The following is a 21405-nucleotide window of genomic DNA, read 5'->3' as shown; positions in this document are numbered from 1 at the left end:
CTGGCTTTGTCCAGGGCAGCGTCCTGGCGGGGTTCGGGGCGAAGCCCTGACAAAGGCTTTCCCGTCCAGGCTTTTCTTGCAAGGGCGGTGAATAGATGCAAAATAACAATCACTTGACTTGATTGCACACTACGAAGCGGAACAATCCGTCCAGGCTTTCAGTTTGATTATAATAGATGTCATGCCTTCCCTGGTTGTGTCCAACAGCAAGTCCCCTCCCGATGTTTTGGCAATCAGCATGGCGGAATAAGTCCCCAAACCGGTTCCCTGTTGTTTGCCGGAAGTAACGTATTTTCCAAAAAAATTGTCTCGAATCACAACGGGCACACTCCCCTTGTTGCTTATGCGTATGACCGGTTTTTCCTTTTGTTTTAAACTGATCATCAATGATTGCTTCGCTGGAGACGCCTCAACCGCATTTTTGAGCAGGTTGGAGAACATGGAGTGGTACAGAAGCTCCTCTCCGGAGACGAGAAACAGATCCGTTGAAACAACGGGCCTGCTGTTCAGAGTTATATCGATCAATAATTTTTTTTCGTGTATTTGTTGCTGAAGTTCAGTTAAAACACGACCCAGAATCACAAGTATATTGACCGGTTTGGCGTCTATCTGATAAATGCCTTGCTCCATCTTGTATAGATCATGTGAACGATTGATCATATCCAATAACAGGTAGCCGCTTTCCTCAATGATGTGCAGGAATTTTTCCTGGGTTTCGGTCAATGGCCCATCGTTGATCACCACCTCCGGCATGCCAATGATGGCATTGAGTGGACCTTTCAGGTCGTGGCGAACAATGTGTTCCACATCATCCCGCAGTTGAGCCGTTTTCTTGAGCGATTCATATTGTGCCATAATCTCCTTGTTCTGCCGGACAACAAGCTCTCTTGCCTGTCGCAATGCCAAATGGGTCTTGACACGAGCCCGTACCACTGGACCTTGCACAGGTTTGGTCAGATAATCCACAGCTCCCGCAGCAAACCCCTTAATTTCGTCATCCATTTCAATTTTGGCGGTGACAAATATGACTGGAATATCGCGTGTTGCCTCGTTTGCCTTCAACAGGGCGCATCCTGTATAACCGTCCATCTCCGGCATCATGACATCCAACAAGATCAGGTCTGGTTGGTCGGCGGCATATTCAAACATTTCTGCGCAGTTGTGTGCAAACAACAGGTCATGATCCTTGCGCAAAATTTCTCGAAGCAGCTTGAGATTGGCAGGTTCGTCATCCACCAACAGGATGGTCGGCCTTTTAGAGATCGTTTCCATACACATGCACTCCCAATGCTTGAGCCAGTTTGTCCAGCCCTTTTTTTGCCCCTGCACAATCGGTATCATCCACCTGGGTCATGAGACGCGCAACATCCGACTCGTAAACAGTTCCCTGTAACCAGTGCGCCATTTCGGGCAGGAGTTTCTCGGCTTCCATGGCCCGGCCACTGCCAAGAGCCCGGGCCATGTGCTGCATCATAAGGATGTGGTGCGGTTGGGGAGGCGAAACCGGGATGGTCTCTTGAGCCATGACAGTCGGACCATTTTCTTCCAGAACGCGACACGATGCCACCAGCTCTGACAAGGCGTTTTCCAGCGTCGTGAGCAAAGGATCCAAATGGGATTCCTGTCGACGTAACCCCGATTCCAAAGCAGTTGCCGCACCCGCCAGGGCAACGGCATACAAGGAACCTGATGCACCCTTCAATGCATGGACCAACGCTTCGGCCTCTGCAAGCTTTCCTGCCTGGAGAGCTGCGCGAATGAGTCCACCTTTGGCCGCTTGAGACTGGGCAAAACGCAGCAGAGCGTTGCGATACACCTTTGCGTCTCTCCATTGGTGTAAACCGGCCTTGACATCAACGCCCGGAATGTCGGGAAAAGCAACCGGTTCCGTCTCCTCTGGCGCTACTGCAACAACAGGTCGTTCTCCTGTCCGCACGCCACCACCCAACGGAAACATCTGCGCAAGAATCGAGTAGAGTTTATTAAAATCAATAGGCTTGGAGACATATTCATCCATGCCTGCCGCAAGGCACAACTCCCGATCACTGGCCATGGAGCGGGCCGTCAAGGCAATGATGGGGATATGCTGTGCGGGTTTCATACCGGCTTCCTTCTGTCGAATCCTTTTGGTTGCCTCTATTCCATCCATATGGGGCATCTGTAGATCCATCAAGATCACGTCATATGCCCCCTTTTCATAGTGGGCCAGAACCTGTACACCATCTTCCGCCACCACCACATGGTGTCCGCGCTGTTCCAGACGTGTAACAGCCAGGACGCGATTGGCTTCCACATCATCCGCAATCAGGATATTCAGTGGCGCAGACATGGCAACGTCCGATGGCGCTGCCTTGCGGTCATGTTCTCGCCTGTCCTGGCAGGAGGCGACCCCCTTGGCCTCTGGCAAGCGGACCACGAAAAAAAATGTACTCCCCTTGCCCGTTGTGCTTTTCAGCCAAATCCGTCCGTCCATTTTTTCCACGATCTCTTTGGCAATGGTCGTCCCCAATCCGGTTCCCCCATATTTCCGGGTGGTCGAGTCATCCGCCTGGGAAAAAATCTCAAACACGGACTCTTGCTGTTCTGGAGGAATGCCAATGCCGGTATCCGTCACGGCAAAACGCAACATCTCTGCCGATTCCCGTGTTACGGTGACAAAGACGTGTCCCTTTTCAGTAAACTTGATGGCATTGCCCACCAGATTCATTAAAACCTGGCGCAAACGGGTCGGATCACCGATAAAACAGTTTGGCAATGGCGCATCCACATCCCCGAACAACTCCAACTCTTTGGCTTGAGCCAGGACATGCATGGCGCCCAGAACATCCTCCAAAACATGTCGCAAGTTGAAAACGACAGACTCCAACTCCAGTTTGCCACTCTCAATTTTGGAAAGATCCAGAATGTTGTTGATGAGACCCAGCAGACTTTTGGCGGAAGAGATCGCCGTATTTAAATATTTTCTGTTTTTTTCATCCAAATCAGAATCCAGAACCAATTCTGTCATGCCAATAATGCTGTTCATGGGGGTACGGATCTCATGGCTCATATTGGCCAAAAATCCGCTCTTTGCCCGATTGGCGACCTCTGCCCTCTCCCTGGATTTTTCCAACTCAACCATCATGGCAAGCATGCTGTCATGGTTTTGTTTCAATTGAATATGGTTCCTGGCTCTGGCCAGCACAACGTCCTTGCTGAAAGGTTTGGTGATATAGTCCACGGCGCCCAACGCAAAGCCTCTCGCTTCATCCTGATCATCGTCTTTCGCGGTGACAAAAATGACAAGGATGTCCTGAGTTTTTTTGTTTTCCTTCAAGCGCTTACAAACTTCGTAGCCATCCATATCCGGCATCATGATATCCAGAAGAATAAGGACCGGATGCTCCGCATGCGCCACCTCCAGCGCTTTTTCCCCATGGGTGGCGACAGAGATTTTGTAATCATTGCGAAGAATTTGCACGAGGACACGGATGTTTGCCCGCACATCGTCAACGATCAGTATGCGTGCCTGCTGCGTGTTATCGTTCATGCTGGTTTATTCAATGGAACGTTTAATAATTTGACTATGGCCGACAAGGTAACGGTTGCGCCATCAAAATCAAACATTCTGATCTGTTCCGCCAATAATTGCACCTCATTGTGCAGGCCGGTGCCCGCAAGCACTCTTTCCAGGGTTGCCATGCGCACTTCCGCCTCGACATCATTTTGTTTTAAAAGTGAGAGCATATGATCAATAAGATCATGAAGTTCCTCGCGATTGACGGGCGCATCCGCAATCATTTTCCCCTCTTCAGCCTTTGGCGCCATCTCTTGTTCTGTCATGGAGGCGATGGACTCCAACACAAGGGCCCTTGCACGCTCCAAACGGTCCAGCAAATCGGCACACCCTTCCCGTGCGTCCCGTTTGAGACACAGTTCCAGGTCACGTGCCGCTTCGTACAGATCACGCGCACCGAGATTGCCCGCTACACCCTTGATGGCATGAGTCAGGCTGACCGCAGCACTCCTATCGTCCTGCCGTTTGCCCGCACACAACACCCGCAGACTTTCGACAGCATGGCGATAATCCCGGCCAAATTCTTGCAAAAGTGAGTGATACATGGTGTGGTTGTTGCCCAACCGGTCCAGTCCAGCCATCACGTCAATCCCTGCCAATGTCGGCGGCACTTGTCCCTTGTCGTTGCTGAGAGTTCCCTGGCCCATCCCTGTTGCACGTCCAGTCCGCTCACCGGGCGGAATCCAGCGCAGCAGTGCTGCATACAGATTGTCTCTATCGATTGGCTTGGTGACATGGTCATTCATGCCGGCTGCCAAACATTTTTCTCGATCCCCTGCCATGGCGTGCGCCGTCATGGCAATGATGGGAAGCCGCTTGCGATGCGGCATGTTGCGTATTTCGCGGGTGGCTGTATAGCCATCCATCCTGGGCATTTGGATATCCATGAATACCACATCAAACTCGGAGGATTCCGCCTTGCGTACCCCTTCCAGGCCATCCACGGCCATTTCAACCACCAAACCAAGCCCCTGAAGCATTTCACCAGCGACCTGTCGGTTGATGGAGTTGTCCTCAACCAACAACACCCTGGCTCCCTTCACATGGGCACTGACGCCCTCTGCATCCATGGAGGTCAAACCGTGTCGATAGACTTTCTCGACATCCTGACCAAAGAGTTCCATAATGGTATCGAACAGTTGTGAGCAGTTGACTGGTTTGACGAGAACCGCGTCCACGCTGGTCCGTTGGCTGCTGATCCGAACATCTTCTTCCTGGCCATCGCCAATCATCAAAATGATTTTTGCCCTCTCCGCTCCCATACGGGAGGCGATTTTCACCATGTTTTGCGCAACAGCCATACCGTCCATCTCAGGCATGGCCCAATCCACCAACACCAAAGGGTAAGGCGTACCCTCGGTTATCCCCCTTGCCATCTCCACCAGAGCATCTGCCCCGGACGCAACATCCACGGCACGGAAGGTCAAATGATCCAGAACCGCTTTCAGGGAGCGTCTGGCCATTTCATGATCGTCTACGATCAACACGGGGAGTCCCTGCATGGCGCCGGGAGGCGACATCTCGTTTCTTTCTTTCTCTATCCGTCGTGGCAACAGGACAGTAAAGAAAAAGGTGCTCCCTTTGCCCGGTTCACTCTCCAGCCAAATGTCACCACCCAGCATGCCCACCAGGCGTTTACTGATGGCGAGACCCAGCCCCGTTCCCCCATATTCCCGGGTTGTGGAGCTGTCTGCTTGCGTAAAAGAATGAAACAGTTTGGCGCTCTGTTCCTGTGTCATGCCGATACCGGAATCCTTGACGGCAAACTCCAGTCGAACGCGCTGCTCTCCCTGGTGATCGACGGGGACCAATGTTCGGATGCTTACCTCAATCTGCCCCTCCCTGGTAAACTTGATGGCGTTGCTGATCAAGTTCATCAAGATTTGTTCAAGTCTCAGGGCATCACCCGTCAAGATATACTGGCACTCCTCTGACATATGCAGGACAAGTTCAATATTTTTTTCGCGGACCTTGCTGCGAAACAGGTCCATCAGATGGTCAAGCACATCCCGTAACAAAAAATCAACGGACTCTATCTCTAATTTGCCCGCCTCAATTTTTGAAAAATCCAATATATCGTTGATAATGCGTAACAAGGAGTGGGATGCGTTGGAGATTTTTGTTATATAGCCACGTAATTGATGCGGCATCGTCATTTGTAATGCTAAATCGGTAAGACCGATAATCGCATTCATGGGAGTGCGAATCTCATGGCTCATGTTGGCCAAAAATTCGCTTTTGGTGCGATTGGACTCATCGGCAATTTCTTTGGCTTCCTGCAAGGCTTCGGTGGCCTGATTCAAGGTGCGCAACATCAGATTGCGCAGATGGAAAAAAATAGTCAGACCAAAAAGTGTGCTGAGGAGCAAAGTCAACGAAATGGATAGCAGCATGGGACGCAACGACAGGGAAATTTCCACATTTCCAGTGAGATCACCATAGTCATACAAATTTATTTCGCGGGTTAATTGCGGCCAGGCAAGTGTTTCCATGACATGGATAACCTCCTTTGCCTGCCCATTGGCAGAATGGAATACGTGCACTGAAAAGTTTGGTGTATGGATATCGTCCAGAACAGATTGCAGGCGAATCCCTTGAGAAGACCAAACGAGGGGATTGTTGCTGACAAATTTGTTTAAAAAAATACCATGAATACGCAGTTCTGAATCCAAATTCTTGTAGACATGGTTCAAACTCAGGAACAGATGGATGAGAGGCGGCAAAAAAATGACCATGGCGGCCATGACACCGGAGGTCATGGTGATTTTGTGCAGCAACCGGGAGGGTGTGCTCATGAGGTCATGGTTCTTTTGATGAAATTCCCAGCTTCAGCAACATGTCCTTTGCTTCCGCAGTGAGCAGGAACTCGATGATGGCACGCACGTGGCTGGGGGCATCGGCACGGACAATCAAGAATGCCTGCTTGACATGTTTATAACTATTATTATCCATGGATGAAACTGTAGGTTCAACGCCGTCCAGGATCAATCCTTTAAGGGGACGGCGTTCTGCCAGAATCAGAGGCAGCGCTACCGATCCCAGTCCACCCGGAACCTTTTCGACCATATCCACAAGATCAATATCGGTATCGGCCATGGAGGAACCAGGTTGCCGGTTTGCGTAAGCAGATGTGATCGCCTCATCCATGGATGGAGAAATACCTCTGAGAATGGCCGTATCCGTGTCAGAGGGAGGACGTAAAACAACCCGTACTTTTGCGCCATCCGGCCAAGTTTTTTGGCGACCGGAATACCACTCAATAAGTTGAATAAAAGTTGCTTTGGTCGTAGGAGAGGCTTTGTGAACGACAAAGATAAACGGAGAGCGGCCAAGCCATGTTTGTTTCAAGTCCGCTGACTCTTCTTCTTTTTTTAATGGGCGACCACTCAGGGCGATATCCAATTGCTTATTGGCTACAGCCTTGATGGCGCCGCTGCTACCTATGGGTGGAAAAATAAATTGGGTCTGCACGTCAGGATGTCGCTGCGTATGGATGTCTGTGACCTGTTTGACAGAGGAAAGAAGAGCGCCAGTACCACTTATGCGAATGGGATCAGCCCATGCGGTTGATCCAACAAGCAACAGAAACCCCATGCAACACCATGGCAAAAAAAAATGATTATTTTTCATGCCTCACTCCCAAGCGATCGGTAGTGCCCCATGTTGACCTGACCGGTCTCACAGGGCGTGAAACCCGCTCCAAAACGGTCCAAACATGATCTGCCAGCCGGCGACGTGGCTGGCGTTCTCTCCTCAGTATTGGCCCACATCACTTCTCTCGTGTCGTAATCGTTCAGAGACCTCCGGACCGTAACCACTCATCGCCCCTTCCAGAAAAGCCTGGACATGAAAGCCTTTGTCAGGGCTTCGTCCCGAACCCCACCAGGGCGCTGCCCTGGACCAAGCCAGGGAGCCAGCCCCCTGGACCCCGATTCGTTGCCGGGTACTGAATGGTTACATCGTGTCAGCTTGTCGCACCCTCCATATGCGCCGCCAGTGTGGCCGCAACCATCTCTGGATCGATATCGTTGCGCACGATGGCCTGACCAATTTTTTCGATCAGAATGAAGCGGATACGACCATCCTGGACCTTTTTGTCTCGGGCCATGGCGTCCAGATAGCTTGCAGCGGGAAAGTGTGGGGCTTTGGTCGGCAGGCCGGCGCGTTGCAACAAGGCGAGGATCCGCTGGGTGTCGTCGGCGGTGGCAAGGTCGCAGCGCTGGGAGAGATCCGCCGCCAACACCATGCCGATGGCCACGGCTTCGCCATGCAGAAAGGTTTGATAACGGGTCAAGGTTTCAATGGCGTGACCAAAGGTATGGCCCAGGTTGAGCAGGGCGCGCTGGCCGCTCTCCCGCTCATCGGCGGCGACGATGTCGGCCTTGATGGCGCAACAGGCGCGCATGATCGGAACCAGCACCTTGGGATCAATGTTGACCAGGGCGTCAAGTCCGTCCTCGATCCGCGCAAACAGCGTGGCGTTGCGCAGCAGACCATATTTGATCACCTCGGCCAGCCCGGCCAGAATCTCCCGTTTCGGCAGGCTCTTCAGGGTGGCGGCATCGATCAGAACCAGGCGCGGTTGGTAAAAGGCGCCGATCAAATTTTTCCCGAGCGGGTGGTTGATGCCGGTCTTGCCGCCCACCGAGGCATCGACTTGGGAGAGGAGGGTGGTGGGGATCTGCACAAAAGGCACCCCCCGCATGAACGTGGCCGCCGCAAACCCGGTCATGTCGCCGATCACCCCCCCACCGAGGGCCACCAGCATGGTGGACCGTTCAAAGCGGTTTTCAATCAGGGCGTCGAAGATCATGTGCAGGGTTGGCCACTCCTTGTATTCTTCGCCATCAGGGAGGATGATGGGCAGGACAGTGAAGCCTGCTTCCGCCAGAGCCGTGGCGACCGGTTTCAGGTACAGGGGGGCCACGACGGTCGATGTCACCACCGCCACCTGCCGGCCCGGAGCCAGGGGCTTGACCAGGGAACCGATTTGTCCCAGCAGATTGTGGCCGATGACGATGTCATAACTGCGAGGACCGAGATCAAGGGAGAGCGTGGTGGAAGGGCGCATGGCAACCGGTTCCTTTGTCAAGGTGCGTGATATGTGTGATGATGATGCGGTACGGAATCCCTCCAGCATGGACCACAGCGGATGATCCCGTCAACCTGATCTTCCCGGATTCTCCCCGCCATCGGCGGTGGCCCGCCGGGTTGCGCAGCGTCGCAGGATTCCAGGCTCCGAGCAGACCGACCTCTTGATACCTCATGGCCGCTACCAGATCGACCAGTAAAGTTAAACCCGCAAGAGTCAAACCGCCCAAGAAAAAAGGGTGGATCATGCGGTTTTTTTTGCTGCTCCTGCTCATCTCCCTTGGCGTGGCGGGTTACGGTTTCGCCCTGTACAAACGCTATTCGCGGGATTTGCCGACCCTGAACAGCCTGGCCGATTACCACCCAAGCCTGGTGACCCGGGTCTATGCCCGGGATTATCAGCTTTTGGGAGAGTTTTTTCTCGAACGCCGCCAATTCGTGCCGAGTGGTGAAGTGCCGCAAATGTTGATCCAGGCCTTCCTGGCGATCGAGGATTCCCGGTTTTATCTCCACCCGGGCGTCGATCCGGTCGGGTTTGCCCGGGCGATCGTGGCCAATCTCAAGTCCGGGCGGGTGACGCAAGGGGCCTCCACCATCACCCAGCAGGTGGCCAAAACCTTTTTGCTGAGCTCGGAACGGACCCTCAAACGGAAAGTCAAGGAGATCCTTTTGGCTCTGCGTATCGAGGAGCGGTTCAGCAAGAATGAAATCCTCGAACTCTACGTCAACCAGATCTATCTGGGCGCCGGGGCCTATGGTGTCGGAGCTGCCGCACGTATTTATTTCGACCGCGATGTCTCCGAACTGGATCTTGGCCAGATGGCCTTGTTGGCCGGGTTGCCCAAGGCCCCGAGCAGCCTGGATCCCTGGCGCCATCCGGAGGCCTCCCGCGCCCGGCAAAAGCTGGTTCTGAACCGCATGGTGGAGCTGGGCATGGTGACCGCCGAGCAGGCGAAGGAGGCCAGCGAAAAATCGTTTGGCCTGGCCCGCCCGCAAATTCCCCTGGAGCAGGTGGCCCCCTATTTCCTAGAACATGTACGCCGGACCATCCGCGCCGAGTGGGGGGTGCAACATTTGCAAAGGGGTGGACTCGATGTCTACACCACCCTGGATCCCCGCTTGCAGCGGGCCGCTCAGGCGGCGGTGCGACGCGGTTTGATCGAGTATGACCGCCGCCATGGTTACCGTGCGCCCGCAGTCCACCTGGAAAAGGTGGATGCGGCTTCCATCCAGGCCTGGCTGGTGGAGGAGCGGGCCAAGGTCCAACCGCGTCCGGACCGGGAACAGGTGGGGATCTATCTCAAGGGGTTGGTGACCAGGCTGGCGGCGAATGGTGCCCAGGCCCGGGTCCAGTTGGTGGATGGCCAGGAAGTTCCCCTGACCATGGAGGGGATGAAATGGGTGCGGATGCGCCTGAAGTCCGATTTCAAGCTCCCCGGCAACCCTGTCAAACGCATACAGGATGCCATCAAGGCGGGGGATGTCGTTTTTCTTGAACCACCTGCCAACAAAGGTGACATTTACAAATTGGCACAGGATCCGGAGGCCGAAGGGGCGCTGGTCGCTCTCGACCCGCATACCGGAGAGATTTTGGCCATGGTGGGGGGGTACGATTATCAGCGCAGCGAGTTCAACCGGGCTACCCAAAGCCAACGCCAACCCGGCTCATCCTTCAAGCCGTTCATCTATGCCTCAGCCTTGGAGAAGGGTTACACCCCGGCCTCGCTGATCGATGACAGCCCGATGCCCCTGACCTATCGCGACCCGGACACCGGTGAACAAAAAGTGTGGCGCCCGGAGAACTATGAACGCAAATATTATGGTCCGACCACCCTGCGTGTTGCCTTGGAGCACTCCCGCAACCTGGTGACCATTCGCTTGCTGAAGAATATTGGCCTGAACGATGCGGTCGCCACCATCTCCCGGTTTGGGTTGACCATTCCCGACTCGCGTTGGGATCTCTCCATCGCCCTGGGCACGGTTGGTTTCACCCCCTTGAAGATCACCTCCGCCTATGGGGTTTTTGCCAATGGCGGCAAGCTGATTCCGCCGGTCTACATCTCCCGCGTCCAGGATCGTTATGGCCGGACCATCCAGCGCCACAGCGGGGGCGACTGCCTGCTCTGCCACCAGGAGCCCACCCGTGATGCCCTGGCCGAGGGTGCGGATGGCCGGGAACATCCCATGTTTGGTGGACGGAAGCTCTCCAAGGAGACCTCCTATCAGATTACCAGCATGTTGAAAGGGGTGATCACCAACGGCACCGGCCACCAGGCTACGGTGTTGAAACGTCCCCTGGCCGGCAAAACCGGTACCACCAACGACATGCGGGATGCCTGGTTTGTGGGGTTCAGCCCCTCCCTGGTCACCGGGGTTTGGGTCGGCAACGATGACAACTCCACCCTGGGGCAACGCGAAACCGGCGCCCATGCCGCCCTGCCCATCTGGATCGACTTCATGCGGGCCGCCCTGGCCAACCGTCCTGCCACCGACTTCCCGATCCCCAGCGGCATCCACCTCGAAGCCGTCGATCCCAACACTGGTCATCCACCCGGGCCGCATGCGCAACGCATTGTCTACGAAGCCTTCAAGGATAACGAAGGCCCGCAAACCTCCCCCTATCGATCTTCCCCGGGTGAAGAACCTCCCCCGGTCGATTTTGACCGGGCGTATTATTGACGAGCGCCGGCTTGGCCTCCCTTGGAAGGGTTCTGAACAGTGACCTGAATTTCAGCCCGGAAGTTGATCGAGTGCATGATGGAGTGTAACTATTCGGCACCCTTTCAAAAAAAGCCTGGATATGAAAGCCTTTGTCAGGGCTTCGCCCCGAACCCCACCAGGACTCTGTCCTGGACCTGCCAGGGAGCCAGCCCCCTGGACCCCGATTCGTGGTCGGGTGCTGAATAGTTACGATGGAGTTTGGGTTATGGGTCTGGATCTCACATCGTTTGTGCGTGCCATTGAGCGACTTGCCGAGGGTGAGGCCGTTTTGCGTGAACGCCCTGCCGGCTCCATCGTGCAAGATGGTGTCATACAGCGTTTTGAGTTCACTTACGAGTTGGCATGCAAGACGCTGCGGTATGATCTGAAAATGACGTTGGCTGTCCCGAACGCGCTGTATTCAAATAGATCAGGTCAACGCCTGACACCACATGAATTTCAATCATAACGGACTCACTTCATGCATCTTCCAATCAAATACCAACTTCATGAATATCAAATTGAGCGTGTTATCGGTCAGGGTGGATTTGGCATAACTTATCTTGTGCGTGATACGAATCTGGACCAAAGATTGGCCATAAAGGAATTTTTTCCAAGGTCTATCGTGACCCGTCAGGACAATGCCCGGGTGCTGGTGCAAACGGATGCCCAAGACAAGTCATCCTCATGGGGAGTGAAACGTTTCTTGAAAGATGTTTTTTCAGGTTCCAGCCTGAACGGTCAGGTGCGTGACCAGGTGGCTGTGAATTTGGACCCCACCGATGAGAAAATGTTCAGGTGGGGAATGAACCGGTTTTTGCTGGAAGCAAAAACCCTGGCCAAATTCAATCATGCAAATATTGTAAAAGTAAAAAGATTTTTCAAGGCCAATGGCACAGCCTACATGGTCATGGACTATGAAGAAGGAGAAACGCTGGATGTCTTTTTGAAAAAGCAACTTCATGCCCTGTCAAAAAAAGAATTGATGAGCGAAAAAGATGTGTTTATTTTTATTCGCCATCTCTGCGATGGACTCATGCATGTACATAAAGAGGGTGTCATTCATCGGGATATCAAGCCCGGCAATATTTTGATTCGACCGAACGGGGTTCCTGTATTACTGGATTTTGGGGCGGCCCGGCAATCCATGATGACACAGGGAAAAAAGTTGACCAGCATGGGGACGCCCGCTTACGCTCCTCCAGAACAACTTGCTCCTGACGGGGAACAGGGCCCCTGGTCGGATATTTTTTCTCTTGGCTCGGTATTGTATTTGATCGTCACCGGCAAACGTTCGATCAATCCCCAGGAAAGAAATCGTGCCATTGTCGAGAATCGGCCCGATCCTTTGCCGAGTGCGGTCTCTTTGGCCAAAGGAAATTTCTCTCTGCGTCTGCTGGAAGCCATCGACTGGTCGTTGAAACTGGACAGGTCGCAACGTCCGCAAGATCTTGAAGCGTGGTTGACCAAACTGCGCATGAACGTGGGTGCGCCCACACCAGGTGGCAACAAAATCCAGCCTGAGATACGATCATTTTCGGAGAAAATCAGGTGTGAACTTACCAAGGGACGGTTTTGTTGGGTGCTCTCCCTGCTTTCCATGTTCCTTGGCGCCGCAATGTTTGGAACGGGAGAGCGCATATTTTATCATGGCTCGGTTTCAACCGCTGTCAACAGCGTGCCGGGTTCTTCAACAGCCGGCACAACGCCGACTTCTGCTGTCAACAGCGTACCGGGTTCTTTGCCAGCCGGCACAATGCCGACTTCTACTGTCAACAGCGTACCGGGTTCTTTGCCAGCCAGCACAACGCCGACTTCCGCTGTCAACAGCGTACCGGGTTCTTTGCCATCCGGCACAACGCCGACTTCCGCATCAATGCCGGGAGAAAGCTCAACATTGAATGGAGTGGTGGGAAAGACCGAAAAGCCGGAACGTCAACATCGGCTTACCATCAAAACCCAGCCGCAAGGGGCAGTGGTCCGCATCCTGAATATTAAACAAAAATATGAACCTGGAATTTTTTTACCGCCCGATTCCTATCAGGTCTCTGTTGCAAAAGAGGGATATCAGACCAGGACGGTATCGGTTCAGCTCCAGAATGCCGATTTGGAAATAACCATCAATCTTGATGGGTTGACAAAAAAATAGAATCAAAATTCCGGATTGAGTAATTCATAGATGCCCTGTGAATCTTTAAAATAAAATTTATATCGGCCAAATTTTAACATGTCTCCATCCTTCAGTGGACGCTCTATATTTTTTTCAAGCAATGCATTATTTATGGATGTTTTATTTCTTGCGCCGCTGTCTTTAATGTAGCACTTTTTATGAACCATGCGTATCTCCGCATGTTTTTTTGAAATGGCATAATCCGGGATTACGATATCGCTTTCCGAGGTGCGTCCGATCAAGAATTTATCTATTCCGGTGCCGAAAGTTCCTTTTTTTTTGACCAGGGGATAGACTGCCCATTCAAGCAAGCCCCGCTCATTTTGATTTACACGAACGGCATCTCTTTTCTCTTCAAACAATTTGGTGATTTCCTGATGTGACAATGTGGACAATACCCCTTGGACGACAGAGGATCCCGCCAGGAACGGCATGGGAAACATGCTGACAAATTGTTTTTTTTCGTAAGTGCCAACCCATGTGGCCAATTGGGCAAACTCGATTCGGCCCGAGTCGAGCATGGCTTTCTGGATATCCGGGATTGGCCGATCCCGGTCACTTTTCAAATTGGTCGTGGCCTGTGCCTGCTGAAAAAATTTTGCCAAAGAAAACACCGCCATATTTTTATCTCCCGTCATCCCGTTCTGCACGGATGAGTTCCCTGAAAAAAATGGTGGCGCCCCATGCTGACCTGCCTGGTCTCATAGGGCGTGCAACCCATTCCAAAACGGTCTTGGCAGGATCAGGACATTCCGGGTTTTGGCAACAGAGAACTCCCAAACCGCTCATCAGGCGATCCTTGTTTGAACGTTGAACCCTGTTCAATTCTTATCAAGGTCTCCAAACAGGTCAAGGGTTGGCGCCACCGAACGTTCAGAGCGTACCAGGCGGTTGCGTGAACGGGATTCACTCGGTTCGGGGCGAGGCCCTGACAAAGGCTTTCTTGTCCAGGCTTTTCTTGCAAGAGTGGTGAATCGTTACGTCTGTATCTCCATTTGGATGCGTGCCATTATCTGCATATCAAATTTTTTTATAGACTGCCTGTCATTCACATCATGACTTTTGCCATGATTCCTTATTATTTTTCTTGCCTCCGAGTCGGGAGGCGGGGTACAACACCTAAAGATTTTGTGCAAAAAAAGAGTTTATCATGCCGGCGATCTATCCGCAGAGGGAGTTTATCCATGAGACGGTTGCAGGCGACCTTCGAGATCGTCACACCCATGTTCCTGGGGGGCGCCGACCCTGCAAAGGCCGAGGCGCTGTTCCGCCTGGCCTCGTTGCGTGGTGTGCTGCGCTGGTGGTGGCGGGCGCTGCATTATCCGAATTTCTATGCCGCAGCACAGGTCGCCACCAGGCGCAGAGAGGCGGCGTTGCAAGAACTGCATAAGGCGGAGGTTCGACTCTTCGGCAGCAGCGAGGACGGCCAGGGGGCAGTGTTGATGCGGCTGGAAAAGGTCGAGAATCTGGAGATGGTCAAGCCTAAAACAAAGCTCATGAACGGTAAGCGCATCGTTGGTCCCGGGGCTTGTTATCTTGCCGGCCAGGGGACGTTTGGCAAAGAAGCAGGTGTTATCACCCGATCCTGTCTCCAAAAGGATCAAAGTTTGATCATCTCCCTGATGGTCAAGGAGAAGGCAGAGAGATGGGAGGTCGACAGTCTGGTCCGTGCGCTCAAGATTTTGGGGTTGTTGGGTGGTATCGGCAGCCGTTCGCGGCGGGGGTGGGGCAGTGTGCGTCTTGTCGAACTGACCGCAGCGGGGTTTGCGGCGGAAGACCCTGCCGTTTCCTTTGTACCTCCTTCCAGCCGGGAGGAGTACGAGCAAAGCATCGCCGGTCTGTTTGCCGATATCCCATATGCCCAGGCCGAACCTCTCCCCCCCTTCACCGCCTTCGGTCCCGGGAGCCGTATCGATGTTTTGCGCGAGGGGGAAAATTCGTTGGCGCTTCTGGATAAGGTCGGCAAGGAAATGCAGCGTTATCGCTCCTGGGGGCATCATAAGGTGGTCAATGGTGAGCCCATCGAAAAGAATTTCAAGGACGATCACGATTGGTCCAAGGGGAAACCGCTCTCCTCCGACTATGTTCCACGTCGCACCGTATTCGGTCTGCCTCATAATTATGGTAAAGGTGCCAGTGTCAAACCAGCTGGCAAACTTGACCGCCGCGCCAGCCCATTGTTGCTGCACATCCACAAGTTGAAGGACAACCTTCACATCGCTGTATCCGTCCGTTTGCCGGCGGAATTTCTCCCCAACGACGATCAGGTCGAGACATTGAAGGACAAGCACCCCGGACCCAAACCCGCCAAAATTGACTGGCGCGTTCTGGACACGTTCATCGATGGCAAAGGACCGCATTCCGAACCTTCGACCAAGCAAAAATCCTATTTCCCCGACAAATCTGCGGTGCTGCCATGACGGAGCAGATACTTCATTTCACTCTGGGGCCTGTACAGAATTTTGTGGCCCAGGCGCGGCGCACCCGTGATTTGTGGGCCGGGTCGTTTTTGCTGTCGTGGCTGTCCGGCAAGGCGATGCGGGCGCTCGTTGACAAGGGGTGGGGTGAGATCGACTTTCCCGATGTGCAAGGGGATGCCATGTTTCGCGCCCTGGGCGGCGAAGGGATCGACCCTGCCCCCGTGGTCGGCTCCCTGCCCAACCGGTTCAAGGCGACCATCACCCAGGCGAAGGTTCAGGCGGGGGAACTCTGCCGTGAGGCCATCAACCAGGCCTGGCATGGCCTCGCCGATGCCGTCTGGGAGACGTTTGTCGCCCCCGTGGCCCCCAGGGGAAGAGAGACAAGGGCCATCTGGGAGCGGCAGATAGACGGATTCTGGGAAACCTCCTGGGTGATGGGGCAAGCCTCGGACGGTAGCGATGGGGGGTGGCTGGACCGCCGCAAAAACTGGCGCACCCATCCGCGCCGGGAAGAGGGGGGAGATCGTTGCACGATCATGAGCGACTGGCAGGAGATCTCCGGATGGGTCAGGTTCCGCGAGCGAGAGCGACAGGAAGTGTTCTGGGACTCCATCCGGCAAGGTGTTCTCGATGAGGTCTATGCGGCCTTGAAGGGAAACAAGGAAGTCAACACCCTGGAGTTGCGGGATAACGAGCGCCTGTGCGCCATCGCCCTGGTCAAGCGCCTGTTTCCCCTTCTGCCAGACGAGACGCTGAAGTCGACCGTCGGCTGGATCCCGGACGGGACGCGGAAGGTGCTGCGCAAATGGCCCTCCACGGCCTATATGGCGGCGGCGCCCTGGATGAAGCGGGCAAGTGAGCGGAACGAACAAGCCTGTCAGGATTACGTCAAAGCCATCAAGGCGTGCGGTGACGATGCGATCCTCACGCAACGGGCGGAGCATATTTCCCGCATTGCCAATTTTCACCCTATGGGGGCGTTCGCGGACCTGGATGGCCATTTGTTTTTCTCCGATGCCGTCTGCAACGACAAAGTGGTTCCTCCCCGTTCCCAAAAAGAGGTTCTCAAGGCCCTCCAACGCTTCCAGGGTGACCTGCTTGAAGAGTCCACCAAACGCCGCCTCAAAATGAAGGAGGCATCGCCCTATTATGCCCTGCTGCTCATGGATGGTGACCGGATCGGCGATCTTCTGCAAAAATGGGGAGGCAAGAAGGTCAGCAAGGCCTTGGGAGAGTTTGCCGGCAAGATTCCGAAGATTGTCGAGAAGCATGACGGTGTGACCATCTATGCCGGCGGTGATGACTATCTGGGGCTGTTTCCTCTTCCATCTGCCCTGCCTGCCGCCGCACTCCTCGCCGATGCCTACCAGGCCTCCTGGAAAGAGGGTGGCGGCGGAACGATATCGGCAGGCGTCGCCTTTGCCCACCACGGGGTGGCCTTGTCAGCCGTACTGCGCAAGGTCCATCACCTTCTGGACGCGGTGGCCAAGGAGAAAAATGGACGTGACGGCATCGCCGTGGCGGTGATGAAATCCGGCGGCGATGCCTTCGAATGGGGTTCGTGCTGGCGCAAGGAAGAGAAGGACGCGGCCAGCGGGGTCATCCATCACCTGGTAACGCTGGCAAAGGCCTTCGCCGACGACGACGACCGCTCCACCAGCTTTGTCTACCATCTGCGGGATCGTTATGACTCCTCCTTGTGGGAGGGGCTTGACGAAAGGCAAACCCACGCCATTCTCTTCGCCGAGCGGCTTAAAGGTACAGAGATGGCGCGTGAGATTGTCGAGAAGGAAATAGACGAATTGTTGCGGGTCTGCCGACCGCTCACCAAGGAGAGCGGGAGTGTCGAAAGGGGGGCGTTCACTTCGGATGGCGCCCTTCTGGCCCGTTTTCTGGCCGACAACGGTATTTGGCTGTGGAATGGAAGCTGACGATGACGCAACCCCGTACCTTCAAGATCACCCCCCAGGACACCCTTTTCTTTCGTGATGGTCGGCCTTTCAACCAGAGTGACGAGGGGTTGGCCCGGGCGCACAGCCATTTTCCACCATTTCCCTGCACCATGAGTGGAGCGGTGCGCAGAGCCTTGGCCGAGGCCAGGGGGTGGCGGCACGGTCCATGGTCGCCTGAGCTTCAGGCAATCCTTGGCGATGGACCGGACGACATGGGGCCATTGACCTTTGGTCCCCCCACCCCGGTCTGCGCAGCGAACGGCAGGTTAGAGACGCTCCACCCGGTGCCGCTCGCGCTCCTTGGGCATGCCACCAGGGAGGGCTATTGCCGGCTGGCCCCGGGTGCGCCGTTGCAGAGTGATCTGGGCCAGGCGGTCTCCCTGCCGCAATTGCCGGAGGGGAGTGGACCAGGGTGGAAACCCCTCTCCGACACCTGGGTGACGGCTGGAGGCCTCACCCGATTTCTGAAGGGCAGCGTGCCGCAAAAAGAGGAGATGCTGCTGGCTGATGATTTATGGCCCCAGGAGAGCCGGATCGGGCTTGCCCGCTGTTATCAGACGCGCGCGGCCCGGAAGGGGATGCTCTATGCGACCTCCCACGTCCGCTTGCGGGATGACATCATGCTGGCCCTGGAGGTCCATGGATTACCCGGCGATTGGCCGTGCCCCAGGGTGATGCCGCTGGGCGGCGAGGGGCGTTTCGGCTGGGTGGAGGAGCTCTCCGCCGTCTTGCCCCAGCCCGAGGCGCCGGACTCCCTGCGTTGTGCAGGTCAGCGGATGTTCTACACGGTGGTCCTGCTCAGCCCCCTGTGCCCCCCCGATGAGGCGTGGCGAAAGCCCGGGGGGACGCTGCCGCAGCTTCCGGGCCTGATCGTCTCGGCCTGTCTTGAACGCATGACCCTTATCGGGGGTTGGAACAGCGCCGGTTACGGCGGTCAACCGGCTGGTCCACGTCCATTGCGCCCCTTTCTGCCGGCAGGCAGCGTCTTTTTCATGGAAATGGCTGCCTCTTCCGAACAAAAAGCGGCTGTTCTCAAACGGCACCTTACGGCGATTGGCGAAGAGACCCGGCATGGCTTTGGCCGGATGGCCATCGGTACTTATGCAGGCAGAGAGGAGGCAGCTTCACCATGTGTGGCATGATTCTCGGTCTTTTGGCCGAAACTTTCGTACATCCGGGCGTGGGACAGTCGGATGCCGCTGTCGATCTGCCGGTGGCGCGGGAAAAACCGACCGACTATCCCCTTGTCCCCGGTTCGAGTGTCAAAGGATCCCTGCGGCAGAAGGCGTTTGACACATACTGGAAAGAGGGAGAACACCCAGAGAATGTCGCCGACAGGTTGTTTGGCGAACCGGACAAGGCTGGGGCGTTGTTGATCTCCGATGCCCGGCTGTTGTTGTTGCCGGTACGCAGCCTGACCGGCGCCTACAAATGGCTGACCTGTCCGCACCTGATCGAACGTTTTCGGCGTGACCGACAACGGCAAGGTTTCTCCAGCCCGCCAGAGATCAATTTTACCTGCCTTGCCGGTGGCGTGGTCATGGCGGCAGGAAGTGGAAAGTTGTTCCTTGAGGAGTGCAATTTTGTGATCTGTGGCGGTCAGGAGGAAAATCTGGAGACCCTCGCGGGGTTTCTGGGAGCCGTCATCGCCGACTCTGGCGTAAGAGGCCGTTTGAAGCATCAGCTTGCCGTGGTTTCCGACGATGATTTTGCCTGGTTCGCCCGCCATGCCCTGCCGGTGGATGCACACAACAGCCTTGCGAGGGATACCAAGAAGAGCCAGGCCCTCTGGTATGAGGAGACGCTGCCGCCGGATACCGCCATGTATGTGGTGGTGGAGGAACGCACGGGGATCGAGGAAAACCATAACGCCAAGGATCCGTTGCAGGAGGCGATGGATCTTTTTGCCATGCATGGCTACCTGCGTCTGGGCGGCAACGAGACCACGGGGCAGGGGTGGTTCCGTTGCTGCTGTCTCCACGAGTAGGGAGGAGGGGAACCATGCTACAGTTGCTTTCTCAACGCCGGGCCAAACATGCCCTGGAGGCCATCCAGGCATTTGCCCAAACGAGCACCCCTGACCGCAACACCTTTTATCTCTCCGCCATCAAATCCGTACCCATCGAGATGCGCACGAATGGTCTGGGACAGGCCATGGCCATGGCGCTCTCCCAATCGAAAAAAGGGGAAAACAAGGGGCGAAAAGAGGCTTATGAGGCCATATATAATCAGTTTCGTGGATGGTTGTGCAACAGCCAGGAACCGGACACCCCCTTTGCGAAGAGCGAAGATTTCATGCAGTCTTTGTGTGCCGCCGACCAAAAAACCTACCTGACTGCCCAGGCGGAAGCGTTGGCTTATGCCGAATGGCTGAAAAAATTTGCCCATGCGTTCCTTGTTGAAGCGCAACTCGCCCCTGACCCGGCAGGAGAGGGGTCATGACGAGCCCTCTTTATAAAGGTGCGATGGAAGCAGCAAGGAAGACGTTTAAACTGAACAGTGGCAACGCCGGCCTGTGGTATGACAAATTTTGTGACAAGTGGAGCGACGATTTTGCAGAGCTGGGCGATGAAGGCGCCAAACTGGGTTGGGTCCGCTCTGTGACGAACGCTTGGACCAAGAGAGGATATCTGGGAGATGCGCGACCTGTTGGAGATGACGCCATTCTGGGCGAGTATCTTCGACGCAGAAAATCCCTGGTTACCGGTTGTCGTGGGCATTTTTTCATATTCACGGCGGAGACCCGCTTTGTCACCGGCCTGGGCCGATCCCATCCGGTGGAGAACGGGTTGACCTGGCATCCATCCCTGGGCGTTCCCTATCTGCCAGGCTCCGGCGTCAAGGGTATGGTCCGGGCTTATGTGCGGGAGTGGACCGATACGGATGAGGCGCGGATTGCCGCCATCTTCGGCTCGGAAGCTGGACCGCAAACCACCTCCCCATCCGTCGGTTCGGTGATCTTTCTCGATGCGCTTCCCCAAAAACCCGTCCAACTTGTGGCCGAGGTGATGACCCCCCACTATGGCCCATGGTATCAGCAGGCATCACCCGTCCCGGTACCTCCTGCCGACTGGTACAGTCCAACCCCCATTCCGTTTCTGGCCGTGGAAGCAGGAACCCCCTTCTCCTTCGCCATCATGCCGCGCCCTGGTCACGACACGGATGGTGGCCTGGTTGCCGAATGGCTCAAGGAGGCCCTGCAATGGATCGGCGCCGGGGCCAAATCCGCAACAGGGATGGGGCGCTTCAAGGTGATGGATGCCACGCCGCCCCCCCCGGTGCAGAGATATCATGACGGGCGTCCGATCCGCATCGACAGCGCGGAGGAAGATGGCCTGGTCGAGATCGCCTATATGGACGAAGAGGGGGGAGAAGACGTTGTTTCGGTGGAGGAGATCAAACCGAGACTGGAACGTTGCGGCAAAGAGTGACAAGTGGGGGTGTTGGCCTGTTATGTGCTGTAGTGGCTCAACCGTGTTGATTTGATGTGCAGGCAAGCCATGAATCGGGGTCCAG

Annotated in this window: 15 protein-coding genes; 9 read left to right on the top strand and 6 right to left on the bottom strand. The window is 55.2% G+C overall.

The features are described 5' to 3' along the window. Nucleotides 1-129 precede the first annotated feature (129 nt). The 5 genes from HQL63_05410 to aroB form a co-directional block, all read right to left on the bottom strand. Nucleotides 130-1272 (bottom strand): hybrid sensor histidine kinase/response regulator, encoded by a 1143-nt coding sequence (locus HQL63_05410; GenBank protein ID MBF0176271.1) that lies wholly within the window; start codon nt 1270-1272, stop codon nt 130-132. Then, a complete protein-coding gene (locus tag HQL63_05405) occupies nt 1256-3529 on the bottom strand; it encodes a response regulator (GenBank protein ID MBF0176270.1) in 2274 nt (757 codons plus the stop codon). Before HQL63_05405 ends, HQL63_05410 begins: the two co-directional genes overlap by 17 nt. Continuing rightward, nucleotides 3526-6351 (bottom strand): response regulator, encoded by a 2826-nt coding sequence (locus HQL63_05400; GenBank protein MBF0176269.1) that lies wholly within the window; start codon nt 6349-6351, stop codon nt 3526-3528. The genes HQL63_05405 and HQL63_05400 overlap by 4 nt, the downstream gene beginning before the upstream one ends. Nucleotides 6352-6355: 4 nt before the next feature. After that, entirely contained in the window at nt 6356-7186 is an 831-nt protein-coding gene (locus HQL63_05395; GenBank protein MBF0176268.1) for a substrate-binding domain-containing protein, read from the bottom strand. Nucleotides 7187-7520: 334 nt separating this feature from the next. Continuing rightward, nucleotides 7521-8627: a 3-dehydroquinate synthase gene (aroB, locus tag HQL63_05390; protein ID MBF0176267.1), complete on the bottom strand. Its 1107-nt coding sequence runs from the start codon at nt 8625-8627 to the stop codon at nt 7521-7523. Between the two features lie 266 nt (nt 8628-8893). Here aroB and HQL63_05385 point away from each other — a divergent pair, with 266 nt between their 5' ends. The 3 genes from HQL63_05385 to HQL63_05375 all read left to right on the top strand — a co-directional run bounded on the left by HQL63_05385 (nt 8894) and on the right by HQL63_05375 (nt 13496). Then, on the top strand, nt 8894-11326 hold the full coding sequence (locus HQL63_05385; GenBank protein ID MBF0176266.1) for a PBP1A family penicillin-binding protein: 2433 nt from the start codon (nt 8894-8896) through the stop codon (nt 11324-11326). A 247-nt stretch (nt 11327-11573) separates the two neighbouring features. Continuing rightward, nucleotides 11574-11816 (top strand): nucleotidyltransferase substrate binding protein, encoded by a 243-nt coding sequence (locus tag HQL63_05380; protein ID MBF0176265.1) that lies wholly within the window; start codon nt 11574-11576, stop codon nt 11814-11816. 12 nt (nt 11817-11828) lie between these two features. Next, the gene (locus tag HQL63_05375) at nt 11829-13496 is read left to right on the top strand and encodes a protein kinase (protein MBF0176264.1); all 1668 of its coding nucleotides are present in this window, start codon (nt 11829-11831) and stop codon (nt 13494-13496) included. A 2-nt stretch (nt 13497-13498) separates the two neighbouring features. Here the strand turns inward: HQL63_05375 and HQL63_05370 are convergent, their stop codons facing one another. Continuing rightward, entirely contained in the window at nt 13499-14167 is a 669-nt protein-coding gene (locus HQL63_05370; protein MBF0176263.1) for an FHA domain-containing protein, read from the bottom strand. A 534-nt stretch (nt 14168-14701) separates the two neighbouring features. On the opposite strand from HQL63_05370, the gene cmr1 reads away from it, so the two are divergent. The 6 genes from cmr1 to cmr6 are packed head-to-tail and all read left to right on the top strand — an operon-like array spanning nt 14702 to nt 21320. After that, the gene (gene cmr1 / locus HQL63_05365; protein MBF0176262.1) at nt 14702-15937 is read left to right on the top strand and encodes a type III-B CRISPR module RAMP protein Cmr1; all 1236 of its coding nucleotides are present in this window, start codon (nt 14702-14704) and stop codon (nt 15935-15937) included. After that, nucleotides 15934-17868, top strand: coding sequence for a type III-B CRISPR-associated protein Cas10/Cmr2 (locus HQL63_05360; protein MBF0176261.1), 1935 nt, complete (start codon nt 15934-15936; stop codon nt 17866-17868). Before cmr1 ends, HQL63_05360 begins: the two co-directional genes overlap by 4 nt. A 2-nt stretch (nt 17869-17870) precedes the next feature. Continuing rightward, on the top strand, nt 17871-19031 hold the full coding sequence (locus tag HQL63_05355) for a type III-B CRISPR module-associated protein Cmr3 (protein ID MBF0176260.1): 1161 nt from the start codon (nt 17871-17873) through the stop codon (nt 19029-19031). Further along, nucleotides 19019-19876: a type III-B CRISPR module RAMP protein Cmr4 gene (gene cmr4, locus HQL63_05350; protein ID MBF0176259.1), complete on the top strand. Its 858-nt coding sequence runs from the start codon at nt 19019-19021 to the stop codon at nt 19874-19876. The genes HQL63_05355 and cmr4 overlap by 13 nt, the downstream gene beginning before the upstream one ends. A 14-nt stretch (nt 19877-19890) precedes the next feature. Continuing rightward, on the top strand, nt 19891-20331 hold the full coding sequence (gene cmr5 / locus HQL63_05345; protein ID MBF0176258.1) for a type III-B CRISPR module-associated protein Cmr5: 441 nt from the start codon (nt 19891-19893) through the stop codon (nt 20329-20331). Further along, nucleotides 20328-21320, top strand: coding sequence for a type III-B CRISPR module RAMP protein Cmr6 (gene cmr6 / locus HQL63_05340; GenBank protein MBF0176257.1), 993 nt, complete (start codon nt 20328-20330; stop codon nt 21318-21320). Before cmr5 ends, cmr6 begins: the two co-directional genes overlap by 4 nt. The last annotated feature ends 85 nt before the right edge of the window (nt 21321-21405 follow it).

This window comes from Magnetococcales bacterium, assembly GCA_015231175.1.
Classification (GTDB): Bacteria; Pseudomonadota; Magnetococcia; order Magnetococcales; family DC0425bin3; genus HA3dbin3.
This window is presented reverse-complemented; position numbering and strand designations above follow the sequence as displayed.